We start from the raw sequence: 15636 nt of genomic DNA, 5'->3' as shown, positions 1-15636 counted from the left end.
GGTCGAACCGCGATCCTGCCACGTTATCCCGGCCACGCCGAGAGGATTGTTGTTGACTCTCGTTCACCCAGGAGTGGTTGAGTAGCACGATGACCCAGACGCACACCGAGCACTACGCACGTGACGACGGCCGCGTGATCGACCTGACCTACGCCGAACCCGAGAACGTGGTGCGGGGCGGACTCGTGGTGTTGCACGAGGTCGGCGGCGTCAGCGACGGGGTGCGGCTGCTGATCTCGAGCCTGGCCGCGGAGGGCTGGCTGGCCGCCGCGCCGCACCTGGCGGAGACCCCGACCCCGGACGCCGTGCTCGCCGCCACCGACATCGCGCTGGCCTGGCTGGTCGACCGCGGTGTCCAGGCCGACCTGCTGGGCGTCGTCGGCTTCGACCTGGGCGGCACCGCCGCGCTGCTGGTCGCCGCCAACCGCAAGCTGGGGGCAGCGGTCAGCGTCGGCGGGCACGGCGTGGCCGAGAAGCCGGGACTGGTCGACATCGCCCGTGAGCTGGTCAGCCCGTGGCTCGGCCTCTACGGCGACGCCGGCGACGAGCTGAGCGCGGCCGACGTCGAGAAGCTGCGGGAGGCGGCCGCCGCCTCCCGGGTGGCCACCAACGTGGTCCGCTACCCGGGCGCCAACCACCGCTTCGACGCCGACCCGGACGCCGCGATCGAAGCCTGGCAGCGCACGTTGAGCTGGTTCGACGCCCACCTCCGCTAATACGCTTCCGGGGGTGACCACCGACGTTGCTGACACCCCGGAAGTGTTGTGGCGACCGGACCCGGAACGGGTCGCCGCGACCAGGATCCAGGCTTTCCGGGACTGGCTGCGTGCGGAACGCGGCGTGGACGTCGCCGGGTACGACGAGCTGTGGCGGTTCTCGGTCGAGCAGCTCGAGGAGTTCTGGGGGGCCGCCGCCGAATTCCTCGGCCTGCGCTGGCACGCCACGCCCAGCGCGGTGCTGGCCGGCGACCACATGCCCGGAGCCCGGTGGTTCCCCGGCGGCACCCTCAACTACACGGAGCACGCCCTGACCGGGGCCGCCGACGACCTCGCGGTGGTCTTCCGGCGCGAGGACGGCGCCGCCGCCCGCCTCGCCTACCGCGACCTGCGCGAACAGGTGGCCGCGGCGCGGTCGGCGCTGGTCGCGCTCGGCGTCGGCAAGGGTGACCGGGTGGTTGCGCTCGCACCGAACTGCCCGCAGACGGTGGTGGCGTTCCTGGCCACCGCGAGCCTGGGTGCCATCTGGTCGTCGTGCTCGCCCGACTTCGGTGTCCGCGCGATCAGCGACCGGTTCACCCAGATCGAGCCGAAGGTGCTCGTCGCCGTCGACGGCTACGTCTACAACGGACGGTCCTTCGACGTCCGGCCGACGGTCGGCCAGCTGCGGGCGCAGATCCCGTCGCTGACCGCGACCGTGCTGATCGACTACGCCGGCGGCGGCACCGTGGACGGCGCGCTGAGCTGGGACGCGTTGCTCGCCGAGCACGCGGGCGCGGAGATGGCGTACGAGCCGGTGCCGTTCGACCACCCGCTGTGGGTGCTCTACTCGTCCGGCACCACCGGCCTGCCGAAGGGCATCGTGCAGGGCCACGGCGGCATCGTGCTGGAGCACCTCAAGGCCACCGTCCTGCAGATGGACCTCGGGCCCGGCGACGTGTTCTTCTGGTTCACCACCACCGGGTGGATGATGTGGAACTTCCTGCTCGGCGGCCTGCTCGCGCGGTCGACGATCGTGCTGTACGACGGCAGCCCCGGGCATCCCGACCTGACGGCGCTGTGGCGCCTGGCGGCCGAGGAGCGGATCACCTACTTCGGCACGTCGGCTCCGTTCATCCAAAGCTGCCTCAAGGCGAAGCTGCACCCGGGCGCCGACTTCGACCTGTCCGCGTTGCGGGCGGTCGGGTCCACCGGCGCGCCGCTGAGCGACGACGGGTTCCGGTGGATCGCCGACGAGGTCGGCCGGTCGGCGCAGATCTGCTCGGTGTCCGGCGGCACCGACCTGTGCGCCGCGTTCGTCGCCGCCGCGCCGGACGTGCCGGTGTGGCTCGGCGAGCTGTCCTGCCGGGCGCTCGGCGCCGCGGTGACCGCGTTCGACGAGGCCGGCCGCGAGGTGGTCGACGAGGTCGGCGAGCTCGTGGTGACCCGGCCGATGCCGTCGATGCCGGTGTTCTTCTGGAACGACGAGGACGGGTCGCGGCTGCGCGAGGCGTACTTCGACACCTACCCCGGGGTGTGGCGGCACGGCGACTGGATCCGGATCACGCCGCGCGGGTCTGCGGTGATCTACGGCCGCAGCGACTCCACCCTCAACCGCGGCGGCGTGCGGATGGGCACCGCCGAGTTCTACCGGATCGTCGAGGGCTTCGACGAAATCGCCGACTCACTCGTCATCGACACCACCCGTGCGGGGAATACGGAGGGTGAACTGCTGTGTTTCGTGGTGATGGCGCCCGGCGCGGAACTGGCCGAGGTCGAGCCGAAACTGCGCACGGAGCTCAGGCGCGGGCTGTCGCCCCGGCACGTGCCCGATCGGTTCGTCGAGGTGGCGGAGGTCCCGCGGACGCTGAACGGTAAGAAGTGTGAGGTGCCGGTCAAGAAAATCCTGACCGGCGTGGCGCCGGAGCGGGCGGTCAGCCGGGACGCGCTCGCCAACCCGGCGGCACTCGATCCGTTCGTGGAGCTCGCCAGGGGGAGTTGAGGGGGCAGGGTGTCCGGGAGGACGTTGACGGGGGAGCGGCCGGCGGTGTGGCGCGTGACCGGAGCCGCATCGGTGTTCGCGATCACCTGGGTGACCAGGCTCGTCGGGCTGCTGGCGGTGATCTCGGTCGTCCTGCCGACCGCCCGTCGCGGCATGCGGGGGCACGTGGCCGAGTGGCTCGGGCTGCCGCAGGACGCCACGACCGCGGCCGCCGCCGTCGTGCTGGTCGTGGGCGTCCTGCTCATCCTGCTCGCCTCCGGGTTGCGGCGCCGCAAGCGCCGGGCCTGGCAGCTCGCGCTGGCCGCGAGCGTCGTCCTGGCGGTCTCGCACCTCGGCATGCAGCACGTGTTCGGCGCGGGCTTGGTGGCGGTCGCGCTCGCGGTGACCCTGGTCCTGAACCGGCGGCACTTCGTGGCGCTGCCCGACCCCGTGACCGGCAAGTGGGTCGCGCTGCGCGTGTTCCTGCAGCTGCTCGTGGCCGGGTTCCTGATCAACGTCGCCCTGCTGTCGGTGGCCCCGGCACGCGTGATGGACCCGCTGCCGTTCCCGGACCGGCTGGCCGACGCCGCCCTCGCGTTGTTCGGGGTCAGTGGCCCGGCGGTGTTCCACGTGGAGTGGATGGACGACCTGACCGCCACCGTCGGGTTGCTCTTCGGGCTGGGCGCGGTGCTGCTCGCGGCGTACTTCCTGCTCCGCTCGGCCGAGCCCGCGCCGCACCTGAGCGAGGACGAGAAGCAGCGGTTGAAGGCACTGCTGGACCGGCACGGCGCCCGCGATTCCCTGGGCTACTTCGCGTTGCGTGACGACAAGTTCGTGGTCTTCTCCAAGACCGGCAAGGCGGCCGTGACCTACCGGGTGATCGCCGGCGCGGCCGTCGCCTCCGCCGACCCGCTGGGCGACAACGAGGCGTGGCCGGGCGCGATCGAGGAGTTCCTCGCGGTGTGCCGCCGCCACGGGTGGGTCCCCGCGGCGATGGGGTGTTCCGAGCTGGGCGCGACCGCGTGGGCCCGGTACGACCTCGACGTGCTGGAGATCGGCGACGAGGCCGTGGTGGACGCCGACACGTTCACCCTCGAGGGGCGCGTGATGCGCGGGGTGCGCCAGGCGGTCGCGAAGACCAAGCGGGCCGGCTACCGCGTCCGCGTGCGGCGCGCGGAAGAGCTGACCGCGGGCGAGCTCGCCGAGCTGGACTCGCTGGCGGCGAAGTGGCGCGGGAGCGACGGCGAGCGCGGGTTCTCGATGGCGCTCGGGCGGATGGGCGACCCGGGCTCGGTGCTGGTGACGGCGGAGCAGGACGGCGTGGTGCGCGGGCTGCTGCAGTTCGTGCCGTGGGGGACCGAGGGCCTGTCCCTGGACGTGATGCGCCGCGACCGGGCCGCGGACAACGGCATCAACGAGCTGATGATCTCCGAACTGCTGCTCGCCGCCCGCGACCACGGCGTCAAGTACGTCTCGCTGAACTTCGCCGCGTTCCGGAAGCTGCTCGAGCAGGGCAGGCGGATCGGCGCCGGCCCGGTGGCGCGCGCGTCGGCGAAGTTCCTGGGATGGATGTCACACTGGATCCAGATCGAGACGCTGTACCGGTTCAACGCGAAGTTCCAGCCGCGGTGGGTGCCGCGCTACCTGGTCTACCCCGGCGTCCGCGAACTCCCGCGCGTCGGGGTGGCCGTCTTCGAGGCCGAGGGGCTCGCCGGACGTTCCCCCTGGTTGCGGCGGCTGCTGCGGCGATGAGGGGGGTCTTTGCGCGCCGGTTTCGGGGCTGTGTACGCTATGTCGGCAGTGGTCGTGATCCGGGAGGCTTCGCCTAGTCTGGTCTATGGCGCCGCACTGCTAATGCGGTTGGGGGTAACCCCCCCTCCCGGGTTCAAATCCCGGAGCCTCCGCAAGGCACTCGGAACCCGAGTGCTAAAGTGAAAACTGAACAAGCGCCCGTAGCTCAACGGATAGAGCATCTGACTACGGATCAGAAGGTTAGGGGTTCGAATCCCTTCGGGCGCGCGTCTGGTTGAGACAGCAAGACCAGAGGACCCGCTGGAGACAGCGGGTTTTCTGCTTTCTGGGGTCGTGGGCCCGCTGAGGCCGCTGATGATCAACACCACACCTTGCCCACATCAGGGAGGTCAGCACCAGGCGGAGTACGCGGTAAGCGTTCTTGGATCTGTGCTCGTCCTGCGCGAACAGCGCGACGAAACCGGCGCATCCGATCAGGCAAGAACGGTGTAAGCGCCGCCCAGCCAGGCCCACATGACCTGCCCCTCAGACCGCTCAGGCGAGCAGTTGAAAGGCCTTGACGTGCCGGTGCCGGACCACCGTGAAGTGCCGCAAGTCCAGCGTTGCGATCTCGTCCACGCCCAAGCGCCCCGCCAGGGCGATCACGGACGCGTCGCTCGTGCCGAGGGGCAGGTCGTGGTCGCTCCGTTCGGCCAAAGCGCTCATGCAGATGTTCGCGCAAGTAATCGCGAACACTTCGAGAAGTCGCGCGTCTGGTTGGGACAGCAGTACAGAAAACCCGCCGGAGACGGCGGGTTTTCTGCTGTCCGGCGCCGGTGGCGGCGGTCTTCCGGAGGTCGTGACCGGGTCGAACCGAGAACCAATCGGCGACGCCCCCGGTCGGCTCCGGCACGCGAGAAACGCCGACCGGGGGCTTGTTCGTCTAGGGGATGGTGACGGTGTCGGCGCCGGTCTCGGCGCGCTTGGCGGCGTTGCGCGCGACGTGCGGGCGTGCGAGGTACCAGCCGCCGACGAGGGCCGGGATCAGGAGAAGCGACCACAACACGGTGGGTCGGCCGATCCCGCTGGTGTCGAAGAACATCAGCCCGATCACGACGGCGAAGAACGCCAGGGTGGCCCAAGCCGTCACCGGAGCCCCCGGCATCCGGAACGCCGGGGTGGGCAGCAGCCCCCGCTTGGCGCGGGAGCGGAGCCGGATCTGGCAGGCGATGATCGCCGTCCAGGTCAGCAGCAGGATGATCGCGTCGACGTTCAGGGCGATCTCGAACGCCTCGGACGGGACCACGTAGTTGAGGAACGCGCCGGCCAGTCCCGCACCGGCGGTCATCAGCAACCCGCCCCAGGGCACCCCGGACCGGGTCATCCGGACGGTGAACTTCGGCGCGGACCCGCGTGCGGCGAGGGAACGCATGATCCGGCCCGTCGAGTAGAGGCCGGCGTTGAGGGAGGACAGGGCAGCGGTGAGCACGACCATGTTCATGATGGCGTCGGCGCCGTCCACGCCGATCGCGCCGAAGAACGTGACGAACGCGGAGGTGCCGGCGGCGTACGACTGGTACGGCATCAGCAGCGACAGCAGGATGATCGAGCCGACGTAGAACACCGCGATGCGGAGAACGACCGCGTTGACCGCCTTCGGCATCGTCTTCTCCGGGTTCTGCGCCTCCCCGGAGGCGGTGCCGATCAGTTCGATCGACCCGTAGGCGAAGACGACGCCCTGGATGAGGACGAGGGCGGGGACGATGCCGACGGGGAAGAAGCCGCCGTTGCCGGCGAGGACGCTGAAACCCGGGGTGTGGCCGTCGACGGGGGTGCCGGTGAAGATCACCACGATGCCGACGACCATGAAGACGACGAGCGCGGCGACCTTGATCAGCGAGAACCAGAACTCGAGCTCGCCGAACACCTTGACCGAGATCAGGTTCAGCAGCACCACGACGGCGACGACGGCGAGGGCGTAGCACCACTGCGGGACGTCCGCCATCCAGGACACGTACTTACCGAAGAACGACAGGTAGAGGGCCACCGCGGTGGAGTCGATGATGGTGACCACCACCCAGTTCAGCCAGTACGTCCAGCCGACGGCGAACGCCCACTTCTCCCCGAAGAACTCCCGGGTGTAGGAGACGAACGAGCCCGAGGACGGCCGGTGCGAGACCAGCTCACCCAGGGCGCGCAGCACCAGGAACGCGAAGACACCGCAGATGACGTAGGAGATGGCCAGCGCGGGCCCGGCCTGGTGCAGACGACCCCCGGAACCCAGGAACAGGCCGGTGCCGATCGCGCCACCGAGGCCGATCATCGCGATCTGGCGAGGCTTGAGGTGCCGGCGGTAGCCGTGTTCATCGGCTGCCGCGGTTTCTGGCACTACGTTGTGCTGAGTCATCGTCGTCCTTACTGCGCGTGTGCGCGATCGTGTCGTGCTCCACCTCGCCGGCGGCGTCGAAGCACCGCCCCTGAACGGCCGCACGGGGTTGGGGAAGCGGCCGACAACAACGAGGGCCGTAGCACCCTTCGGAGCTCGGGGTCAGTGTCCGAACCGCGTGCCGAGGGGCACGGCCGCCGGCCAGCATAGCGACGGTGGCAAACCGCCAGGAAAATCTGAGTGGTTTTCCTAGATTGAGCGGCCAGTCCTGCCGCGACAAGCACAAGTTGCGCAAGAACGTGTGAGTATTGCGCACATGAGCTGGACCGATCTGCCGCCGATGAACACGCTGGTGCCGTTCGAGGCGACGATGCGGCTGGGCAGCCTGACCAAGGCGGCTGCCGAGCTGCACGTCACCCACGGCGCCGTCAGCCGCCAGCTGAAGTCGCTGGAGCACGCCCTCGGCGTGGAACTGTTCCGCCGCGACGGACGCGTGCTGGTCCCCACCCCCGTCGCGGTGGAGCTGAACCGGCAGGTCGTGGACGCGCTGGGGCGGCTCGCCGCGGCCGCCCGGCAGGCGCGGTCGAGCACCCAGCCGCATCCCTTCGTGCTCTCCTGTGAGCCGACGTTGATGATGCGATGGCTGCTGCCGCGGCTCGGCTCGCTCACCGGGGCGCACCCGGGTCTGGACGTGCATCTGTCCGCCGCCGGCGGTGCCATCGACCTGCGCCGCGCGGGCGTCGATGTCGCGATCCGCCGCAACGACTTCGACCTCGACCCCGGCGTGGAAGCGCTGCCCCTGTTCCACGAGTGGATCGGCCCCGTCTGCACCCCGGAGCTCGCCGCGCACATCCGCGAAGCCGCCGACCTGGCCGGGCTGCCGCGGCTGGTGTCCGCCACCCGCCCGGTCGCCTGGGACACCTGGGCGCGCCTTGCCGGGACCGTGGTGCCGCCCGCTCCGGTGCAGACCTTCGAGCACTTCTACCTCAGTTTGGAGGCCGCCTCCGCGGGGCTGGGAGTCGCGATCGGACCGTATCCGCTCGTCGCGAACGATCTCGATTCGGGACGCCTCGTCGCGCCCCTCGGGTTCGTCGAGGACGGCACCCAGTACGTGCTGCTCACGCGGTCGGGTGCGACCGACCCGCGGGTCGGGACCGTGTACCGCTGGCTGCGCGAGAACGCGTCCGCGACCCTGCCCGGCCCCCACGAGCGAGCGGGGAAGTCCGCCTGAGGCCTGCGGCGGCGGCCGGTCCCCCGCCTGGAATATGTGCGCTCCACTCACAGGTTTGTGCGAATCTTGTGCTGGACGCAGGACATTCGATGGCCGATCGTTGAGGTGTAGTCACAGATAGGGAGTCAGTCGATGCTGAACAAGGTCGTGCTCGCGGACGCGTTCGCGAGTTTCACCGACACCTGGAGTCCGAAGGTCGCCGCCGATCTGCACGACATGCAGGTGAAGCTGGCGAAGTTCGAGGGTGAGTTCGTGTGGCACAGCCACGATCAGGAGGACGAGCTGTTCCTCGTGGTCGACGGCAAGCTGCGGATCGACCTTCGCGACGGCGCCGTCGAGCTCTCGCCCGGCGAGCTCGTCGTGATCCCGCACGGCGTGGAACACCGGCCGGTGGCGCTGCCGACCGCGCAGGTCGTGCTGATGGAACCGGCGACGACCCTGAACACGGGCGATGCGGTGGATGACGCGCGCACGGTGCGCAACCTCGACCGCCTGGGCTGATCGTGAGCCACGACGTCGCGGTCATCGCGGACGATCTCACGTCCGCGGCTGACGGCGCCGCGCCGTTCCTCGCCGCGGGCTTGCGCGCGACCGTCCTGCTCGACCCCGCCCGTGCGCAGGTGGACGGTGGCCCGGAAGTGGTCGCGATCGACACGGACAGCCGCCGTCGCCCAGCCGCCGTCGCTGCGCAGCTCACCACCGCCGCGGTGCGTGCGGTGCGCAACCGGCGGGTGCTGTACAAGACCGTCGATTCGACGCTGCGCGGCAACATCCGGGACGAGGTGCAGACCGCGCTCGCAGCCAGCGGCAGACGGGTCGCGATCATCGCCCCCGCGTTCCCGGCAGGTGGTCGCACCACCGTCGGTGGCGTGCAACTGCTGGACGGTGTCCCGGTCCACGAAACCGGGTTCGCCGCTGACCCGACCCATCCCGTGCGCTCGAGCTCGCTGGCGACCCTGCTGCCCGGGGCCGCGCCGTGGACGCCGGGGGATCCGACCACGCACCGGATCGTGTTCGCCGACGCGGCCACCGACGCCGACCTGGACCGGATCGTCCACGGAGCAGCCCTCGAGGACGTGCTGTGGGTGGGGTCGCCGGGCATCGCCGCGGCACTGGCCCGCGCGGTGACCACGGCACCGGCTCCTACGTTCCCGTCGACCTGGCCGCGCGCACAACGCGTGCTGGTGGTCGTGGGCAGCCGGAACCGGGCCAGTCTCGCCCAGCTCGACCAGCTCCTGCCCGGCGCCGGCATCGCGGATGCGGGCAGACCGGTCGACGACGTCCTCGCCGCCCTGGGCACCACGTTCGCCCGGACCGGCGTAGCCGGTCTGACGGACCTGACTGTCGGGTCCACTGTGGACGATGCTGCGGCACGGTTGTCGCGAGCGGTCGTCGCAGCACGACGGGCGGGTCTGTTCGACGCGGTCATCGTCACCGGCGGCGCGACGGCCCGCGCGATGCTCGACGCCCTCCGGATCGGCGCGCTGGACCTGCTCGCCGAACCGGAGCCGGGGGTCGTCGCGGCGGCCACCACCGGGCCGGACCGGTTCCCCGTTCTCGTGAAAGCGGGCGGGTTCGGCGACCCGGGCACCTTCGTCCGCCTCCACCGCCTGCTCACCTCACACATCGGTCAGGAGTAACCATGAAACCCATCGCGATCACCATGGGCGATCCCGCCGGGATCGGCGCCGAGATCGTGCTGAAGCTCGCCGCGGAGGTGCGCGACACGGTTCCCCTCGTCGTGCTCGGTGACGCCGGCGTCCTCGCCCGGACCCGTGACCAGCTGAAGCTCGACATCACCCTTCAGGAGGTCAGCTCTCCGGCGGACGCCGGGACCGCGCCGGGAGTGCTCCCGGTGATCGCCACCAGCGCGGTCGGTGCCGACCTGCCGGTCGGTGTGGCCGGTGCGGAAGCGGGACAGGCCGCCTACGACGCGGTGGCGGCGGCGATCGGGTACGCGATGGACGGGCAGATCGACGCGATCGTCACCGCCCCGCTCAACAAGGAATCGCTGCGGCTGGCGGGTCTGCCGTACCCGGGGCACACCGAGATCCTCGCCGAGCTCAGCGGCACGGACGACTACACGATGATGATGGCCAGCGAGGACCTGCGCGTCGTGCTGGTGACGATCCACGAGCCGCTGAAGGACGCCATCGCCCGGATCGACGAGGACTCGATCCTCCGGGTGATCCGCCTCGCCGATGCCGCGCTGCGCCCCTCGCTCGGGGCGCGGCCGCGGATCGGGGTGGCCGGGTTGAACCCGCACGCCGGCGAGAACGGTGTGCTCGGTAGCGAGGAGATCGACACGATCCGCCCGGCCGTCGACCGCGCACGGGCCGAAGGGTTCGACGTGTCCGGCCCGTTCCCGCCCGACACGGTGTTCCTCCGCGCCCGCACCGGCGGTTTCGACGTGGTCGTCGCCCAGTACCACGACCAGGGCCTCATCCCGTTCAAGTACCTCGGGCTGGAGAAGGGCGTCAACGTGACCATCGGGCTGCCGTTCGTGCGCACCAGCGTCGACCACGGCACCGCGTTCGACATCGTCGGCAAGGGCATCGCGGACCACCGCAGCCTGCGGGTCGCGCTGGACCAGGCGCTGCTGATGGTGGGGCAGCCCGCGCCGGCGGAATCATGACGCTCGCGCCCCTGGCACAGGCACTGGCCGCCCTGCGCGCCGCGACCTGGGTCGACCTCACCCACACCTTCCACGACGCCATCCCGCACAGTCCCGCCTTCGAACCCGAGTCCCGCACCGTGGTGTCCTCGATCGGGCAGGCGGCCGACGGATCCCTCACCGGGTTCCTCAGCCACGAGTACCGGCACGTCGGACAGTGGGGCACCCACGTCGACCCACCCGCGCACTTCGTGCCCGGCCTGCGTCACCAGGACGAGATCCCGGTCGAGGAGATGATCCTGCCCCTGGTGGTCCTCGACATCACCGCGCAGGCCGGGCGGGACCCGGATTACGTCGTGAGCGACGCGGACCTGGCGGACTGGGAGTCCCGCAACGGCCGGGTTCCGGCGGGATCGTTCGTGGCGTTGCGCACCGGGTGGTCGGCGCGGTGGCCGTCGCAGCAGCTGATGCTCAACGCCGACGCGGACGGGGTCTGCCACTTCCCCGGATGGAGCCGCAGCGTCCTGGAAACCCTGTTCGAACACCGCGGTGTCACCGCCTGCGGGCACGAGACCACCGACACCGACCCCGGCCTGGCCGTCAGCCGAGGTGACTCCTCGCTGGAACGGTACGTGCTGGGCACCGACCACTACCAGATCGAACTGCTCGCCAACCTCGACCAGCTCCCCGAGACCGGAGCGCTGATCATCGCCACCTGGCCGAAGGCCCTCCACGGATCCGGGTTCCCCGCCCGCGTCTTCGCCATTCACCAGAAGGACTGACATGGACTTCATCTTCATGCTCACCCGCGACGACCAGACCGTCACCGACGCCCTCGACATCGTCGACGACATCGCCGACCTGCCCCTCAAGCACATCGGCTTCAAAGACATCGGCGTCGACCTGCCCACGCTCACCAAGCTGCACGACGCCCTCCGCGCCATCAACGCGGAAACCTACCTCGAGGTCGTCAGCACCACCCAGCAATCCGCCCTCGACTCCGCACGCATCGGCCGCGACCTCGGGGTGGACTGGCTGATGGGCGGCACCTGGGTCGAGCAGACCCTCGATATCCTCGACGGCAGCAACACCCGCTACCTCCCGTTCCCCGGCACCCCCGTCGGACACCCCACCACACTCGGCGGCAGCCCCGAGCAGATCGCCGAGCAGACCGCGCGCTTCGAGGCCGCCGGTGCCGCCGGTGTCGATCTGCTCGCCTACCGCGCCTCCGAAGCCGATCCGCTCGAGCTCGTCCGCGCCGCCCGCAAGGCCGGCAGCGGCCACCTCGTCGTCGCCGGCAGCATCACCAACGCCGAACAGATCGCTGCTCTGGCACAGGCCGGCGCGGACGGGTTCACCATCGGGCAGGCCGCGCTCTCCGGGGCCTACAACCCGCGCAAGGGCACTCTCCGGGGCCAGCTCGCCGACATCATCGACGCGACCGCGGCGGCGTCGATCTGATCCCACGCCGCCCCGATAGTGGGATTCGCTGCGGCGGGCGGGGTCGGCGGGGGTGCCGGGTCGCTATGGTCGGCGCTCACTGATCTTCCTCGGAGGCAAGGTGTTCCGTCGATTCGCCCCGGTGGCCGTGGCCGCCGTCCTGTTCGCCCAGCTGCCCGGGACGGCCGGTGCGGCCGCGGAGGCGCGGCCCGACCTCGGCATGGCGCCGCTGACCGATCTCAAGGTCGCCACGACCCCGTCCGGCCAGCGGCAGCTCCGGTTTTCGGCCACGATCGTCAACGTCGGGCACGGTCCGTTCGAGATCGTGGCCACCCGGACGGCGCCGGACGCGCCGTTCCGCGTCGTTCAGCAGGTGACGCGCGCGGACGGGGCGCGGACCGACGTCCCGGTGCCCGCCGGACTGGTGTACGGCGGGGACGGTCACGACCACTGGCACGTGCGGGACCTGGAGAGCTACCAGGTCGTCAGCCTCGACCACGGCGGCACGGCCGGGGTCGCGGCGAAGGGTGGCTTCTGCTTCTACGACACCCTCGTCTACCGCCGCTCGGTGCCGGGTACGCCGAAGTCCAAAGTGTACCCGGAGACCGGGTGCGGCAAGCGGGACTCGCTCACCGTGACGATGGGCCTGTCCGTCGGCTGGGCCGACCGGTACGCGTGGACGCTGCCGGACCAGTTCATCGACATCACCAACCTGCCCGACGGCCGTTACCGGCTCCTCGCCACCGCCGACGCGCAGGGCCTGTTCGTGGAGAGCGACCGCACCAACAACGCCACCTGGGTGGACCTCGACGTGACCCGGGCGAAGGTACGGGTGGTCGGCCGCGGCCCGTCGGCGTGATCACTCCGGCATTTGGTTGACGCGTCATCCAAAGCTGGATACCGTGAGTCCGTGGAACTCGGCATCTACAGCTTCGGCGACCGCCCGCCCGACCCGAACACCGGTGTCCAGCTGCCGGTCTCGACCGCGCTGCGCAACACACTGGAACGGATCAAGCTAGCCGACCAGCTGGGGCTCGGGTTCTACGGCGTCGGCGAGCACCACCTGGACTCCTACGCCATCTCCAACCCTGCCACGGTGCTCGCGGCCGCGGCGAGCGTGACCGAGCACATCACACTGTCCACCGCGGTGTCCGTGCTGAGCACCGAGGACCCGGTGCGGCTGTACCAGCAGTTCACCACCCTCGACCAGCTCAGCGGCGGCCGGGCGGAGTTGCTCGTCGGCCGCGGCTCGTTCATCGAGTCGTTCCCGCTCTACGGCGCGAGCCTCGACGACTACGACGCGCTGTTCGACGAGAAGCTCGAGCTGCTGCTGACCCTGGACCGGAACGATCCGGTGACCTGGTCCGGCAAGTTCCGGGCGCCACTGCGGGACGCCCGGGTACTGCCCCGCCCCTACGGCGAGCACCTGCGCATCTCGGTGGGCACCGGCGGCAACCAGGACTCCTCGATCCGGGCCGGCGCGCTCGGGTTGCCGGTCGTGTACGCGATCATCGGCGGCCGTCCGGAGCGGTTTGCGCCGCTGGTCGAGCTGTACCGCCGCGCGAGCGAGGTGTCGGGCAACGACCCGGCCACGCAGCACGTGACGATGGGTGCGATCGGGCTGATCGCGCGGAAGTCGCAGGACGCGAAGGACGCGTACTACCCGTACTGGCTGCAGACGATGAAGTACGGCGCCCGGGCACGTGGGTGGCCGGTGCCGACCCGCGCGGAGTACGACACCTACACCGACGGCGCGACGGCGTTGTTCACCGGCAGCCCCAACGAGGTCGCCGACCGTCTGATCACCGTGGGCAAACTGGTCGGCGCCGACCGGTACGCGATGAACATGGACTGGTCGGGAGTCCCGCACGACCGGGTCATGACGGCCATCGAACTCCTCGGCACCGAGGTGCTGCCCCAGGTCCGGGCCGAGTTCGGCGACTGATGTCCCGGGCGGTTGCGCGCCGGGCCCGCACCCAGCACGATCGGACGGCGTGACGGCCACCGAACCCGCACTCCGCTACGGCCAGGCCGGCGGACGGTGGGTGCTGTTCGCGACCGTGCTCGGGTCCGGTCTGACGTTCCTCGACGCGACGGTCGTCAACATCGCGCTCCCGCGGATCGGCACCTCGCTCGGGGCCGGCACCGCCGGTCTCCAGTGGACGATCAACGGCTACACCCTGAGCCTCGCCGCGCTCATCCTGCTCGGCGGCTCGCTGGGCGACCGCTTCGGCCGGCGTCGCATCTTCACCATCGGCGTCGCCTGGTTCTCGATCGCGTCGCTGCTCTGCGGCCTCGCGCCGGACATCTGGACGTTGATCGCCGCCCGCGTCCTGCAGGGCGTGGGCGGCGCGCTGCTCGCGCCCGGGTCGCTGGCGATCCTGGAGGCGTCGTTCCACCCCGACGACCGGGCGAAGGCGATCGGCGCGTGGTCCGGGCTGGGCGGCATCGCCGGCGCGCTCGGCCCGTTCCTCGGCGGATGGCTGGTCGAAGTGGCCAGCTGGCGGCTGGTGTTCCTGATCAACGTGCCGCTCGCGGCGACCGTCGTCCTGGTCGCGCTGAAACACGTGCCGGAGACCCGCGACCCCGGCGCCGCACGGCAACTGGACTTCACCGGCGCGGCCATGGGCGCCCTCGGGCTGGCCGGGCTGAGCTACGGGTTCACCGCGTGGCCGTCGCTCGGACCGGGCGCGCCGTCCGTGCTGATCGCGCTGGCCATCGGCATCGCCGGGATCGTCGCGTTCGTGCTGGCCGAGCGGCGCTCGCCGCACCCGATGCTCCCGCTCGGCGTGTTCGCGTCCCGCCAGTTCACCGCGGCGAACCTGGTGACCTTCGCGGTGTACGCGGCGCTGGGCGGGGTGTTCTTCCTCGTGGTGCTGAACCTGCAGGTCGTCGGCGGGTTCTCGCCGGTGGCCGCCGGGTCGGCGATGCTGCCGGTGACCGCGCTGATGCTGCTGCTGTCGGCGCGGGCCGGCGCGCTGGGGCAGCGGACCGGGCCGCGGCTGCCGATGACCGCCGGACCGCTCGTGTGCGCGGTGGCGCTCGTGCTGCTGTCCCGGATCTCGGCGAGCCCGTCCTACCTGACCGAGGTGCTACCCGCGGTGGTGGTGCTCGGGCTCGGGCTGTCCCTCACGGTGGCGCCGCTCACCGCGACCGCGCTCGGCGCCCTGGACGACCGGTACGCCGGGGTGGCCAGCGGCGCGAACAACGCCATCGCACGCACGGCCGGGCTGCTGGCCGTCGCGGTGCTGCCGCTGGTCGCGGGGATCGGCAGCGGCAGCCTGACCGATCCGGTGGCCCTCGCGCCCGCCTACCGCACCGCGATGCTGGTGTGCGCGGGAATGCTCGTCGCCGGTGGCGTGGTCGCGTTCGCGTTCGTCCCGGGCCGTCCGAAGCCGGCGGCGCCGAGCCCGGTGCACGTCCACTGCGCGGTGGGTGCCCCGCCGCTGCACCCGGCGGAATGCCGCGAGCCCACCGATCCCTGAGGCGTGGCCGCGCCGGCTGCTGAATATTTCCACGATCGTGCCCGTTCGTCCGTGGACGGGCAGTTTTTCGCCG

At 70.9% G+C, this 15636-nt stretch carries 14 protein-coding genes and 2 tRNA genes; 14 read left to right on the top strand and 2 right to left on the bottom strand.

Translation table 11 applies throughout. From position 1 onward, the window contains the following. Positions 1-89 precede the first annotated feature (89 nt). From FHX46_RS27785 to FHX46_RS27765, 5 genes are all read left to right on the top strand, one after another. A complete protein-coding gene (locus FHX46_RS27785; RefSeq protein WP_167120778.1) occupies positions 90-716 on the top strand; it encodes a dienelactone hydrolase family protein in 627 nt (208 codons plus the stop codon). A 13-nt stretch (positions 717-729) separates the two neighbouring features. Next, positions 730-2697, top strand: a complete 1968-nt coding sequence (locus tag FHX46_RS27780) for an acetoacetate--CoA ligase (protein ID WP_313886264.1) — start codon at positions 730-732, stop codon at positions 2695-2697. Positions 2698-2751: 54 nt separating this feature from the next. Continuing rightward, positions 2752-4428: a phosphatidylglycerol lysyltransferase domain-containing protein gene (locus FHX46_RS27775; protein ID WP_167120776.1), complete on the top strand. Its 1677-nt coding sequence runs from the start codon at positions 2752-2754 to the stop codon at positions 4426-4428. 62 nt (positions 4429-4490) lie between these two features. Next, positions 4491-4580, top strand: a tRNA-Ser gene (locus FHX46_RS27770). A gap of 42 nt (positions 4581-4622) precedes the next feature. Next, a tRNA-Arg gene (locus tag FHX46_RS27765) sits at positions 4623-4695 on the top strand. Positions 4696-4962: 267 nt separating this feature from the next. Here the strand turns inward: FHX46_RS27765 and FHX46_RS27760 are convergent. Beyond that, positions 4963-5133 (bottom strand): hypothetical protein, encoded by a 171-nt coding sequence (locus tag FHX46_RS27760; RefSeq protein ID WP_243871355.1) that lies wholly within the window; start codon positions 5131-5133, stop codon positions 4963-4965. A gap of 217 nt (positions 5134-5350) precedes the next feature. Beyond that, entirely contained in the window at positions 5351-6814 is a 1464-nt protein-coding gene (locus FHX46_RS27755; RefSeq protein WP_167120774.1) for an amino acid permease, read from the bottom strand. A gap of 295 nt (positions 6815-7109) precedes the next feature. On the opposite strand from FHX46_RS27755, the gene FHX46_RS27750 reads away from it, so the two are divergent. From FHX46_RS27750 to FHX46_RS27710, 9 genes are all read left to right on the top strand, one after another. Beyond that, a complete protein-coding gene (locus FHX46_RS27750) occupies positions 7110-8024 on the top strand; it encodes a LysR family transcriptional regulator (RefSeq protein ID WP_167120772.1) in 915 nt (304 codons plus the stop codon). A 132-nt stretch (positions 8025-8156) separates the two neighbouring features. Next, positions 8157-8525, top strand: coding sequence for a cupin domain-containing protein (locus FHX46_RS27745; protein WP_208400319.1), 369 nt, complete (start codon positions 8157-8159; stop codon positions 8523-8525). Positions 8526-8527: 2 nt separating this feature from the next. Beyond that, positions 8528-9664: a four-carbon acid sugar kinase family protein gene (locus tag FHX46_RS27740; protein ID WP_167120770.1), complete on the top strand. Its 1137-nt coding sequence runs from the start codon at positions 8528-8530 to the stop codon at positions 9662-9664. A gap of 2 nt (positions 9665-9666) precedes the next feature. Continuing rightward, a complete protein-coding gene (pdxA, locus tag FHX46_RS27735; protein WP_167120768.1) occupies positions 9667-10659 on the top strand; it encodes a 4-hydroxythreonine-4-phosphate dehydrogenase PdxA in 993 nt (330 codons plus the stop codon). Then, positions 10656-11420 carry a cyclase family protein gene (locus FHX46_RS27730; RefSeq protein ID WP_167120766.1) on the top strand — a complete coding sequence of 255 codons (765 nt, stop codon included), beginning with the start codon at positions 10656-10658 and terminating at the stop codon, positions 11418-11420. The genes pdxA and FHX46_RS27730 overlap by 4 nt, the downstream gene beginning before the upstream one ends. Before the next feature lies 1 nt (position 11421). Next, positions 11422-12099, top strand: a complete 678-nt coding sequence (locus tag FHX46_RS27725; protein ID WP_167120764.1) for a hypothetical protein — start codon at positions 11422-11424, stop codon at positions 12097-12099. 100 nt (positions 12100-12199) lie between these two features. Next, positions 12200-12937, top strand: coding sequence for a lysyl oxidase family protein (locus FHX46_RS27720; RefSeq protein WP_313886263.1), 738 nt, complete (start codon positions 12200-12202; stop codon positions 12935-12937). Between the two features lie 51 nt (positions 12938-12988). Beyond that, complete coding sequence (locus FHX46_RS27715; protein WP_167120762.1) at positions 12989-14023, top strand: LLM class flavin-dependent oxidoreductase; 1035 nt, start codon at positions 12989-12991, stop codon at positions 14021-14023. Between the two features lie 49 nt (positions 14024-14072). Then, the gene (locus FHX46_RS27710) at positions 14073-15563 is read left to right on the top strand and encodes a DHA2 family efflux MFS transporter permease subunit (protein WP_167120760.1); all 1491 of its coding nucleotides are present in this window, start codon (positions 14073-14075) and stop codon (positions 15561-15563) included. Positions 15564-15636: the final 73 nt, after the last annotated feature.

Origin of the sequence: Amycolatopsis viridis, from assembly GCF_011758765.1 — a bacterium.
In the GTDB taxonomy this organism is placed as follows: Bacteria; Actinomycetota; Actinomycetes; order Mycobacteriales; family Pseudonocardiaceae; genus Amycolatopsis_E; species Amycolatopsis_E viridis.
This window is presented reverse-complemented; position numbering and strand designations above follow the sequence as displayed.

Coding starts and splice junctions, on each gene's coding strand:
- FHX46_RS27725 (WP_167120764.1), top strand. CDS start 11,422: ATGGACTTCATCTTCATGCTCACCCGCGACGACCAGACCGTCACCGAC.
- FHX46_RS27730 (WP_167120766.1), top strand. CDS start 10,656: ATGACGCTCGCGCCCCTGGCACAGGCACTGGCCGCCCTGCGCGCCGCG.
- FHX46_RS27750 (WP_167120772.1), top strand. CDS start 7,110: ATGAGCTGGACCGATCTGCCGCCGATGAACACGCTGGTGCCGTTCGAG.
- FHX46_RS27755 (WP_167120774.1), bottom strand. CDS start 6,814: ATGACTCAGCACAACGTAGTGCCAGAAACCGCGGCAGCCGATGAACAC.
- FHX46_RS27760 (WP_243871355.1), bottom strand. CDS start 5,133: ATGAGCGCTTTGGCCGAACGGAGCGACCACGACCTGCCCCTCGGCACG.
- pdxA (WP_167120768.1), top strand. CDS start 9,667: ATGAAACCCATCGCGATCACCATGGGCGATCCCGCCGGGATCGGCGCC.
- FHX46_RS27745 (WP_208400319.1), top strand. CDS start 8,157: ATGCTGAACAAGGTCGTGCTCGCGGACGCGTTCGCGAGTTTCACCGAC.
- FHX46_RS27785 (WP_167120778.1), top strand. CDS start 90: ATGACCCAGACGCACACCGAGCACTACGCACGTGACGACGGCCGCGTG.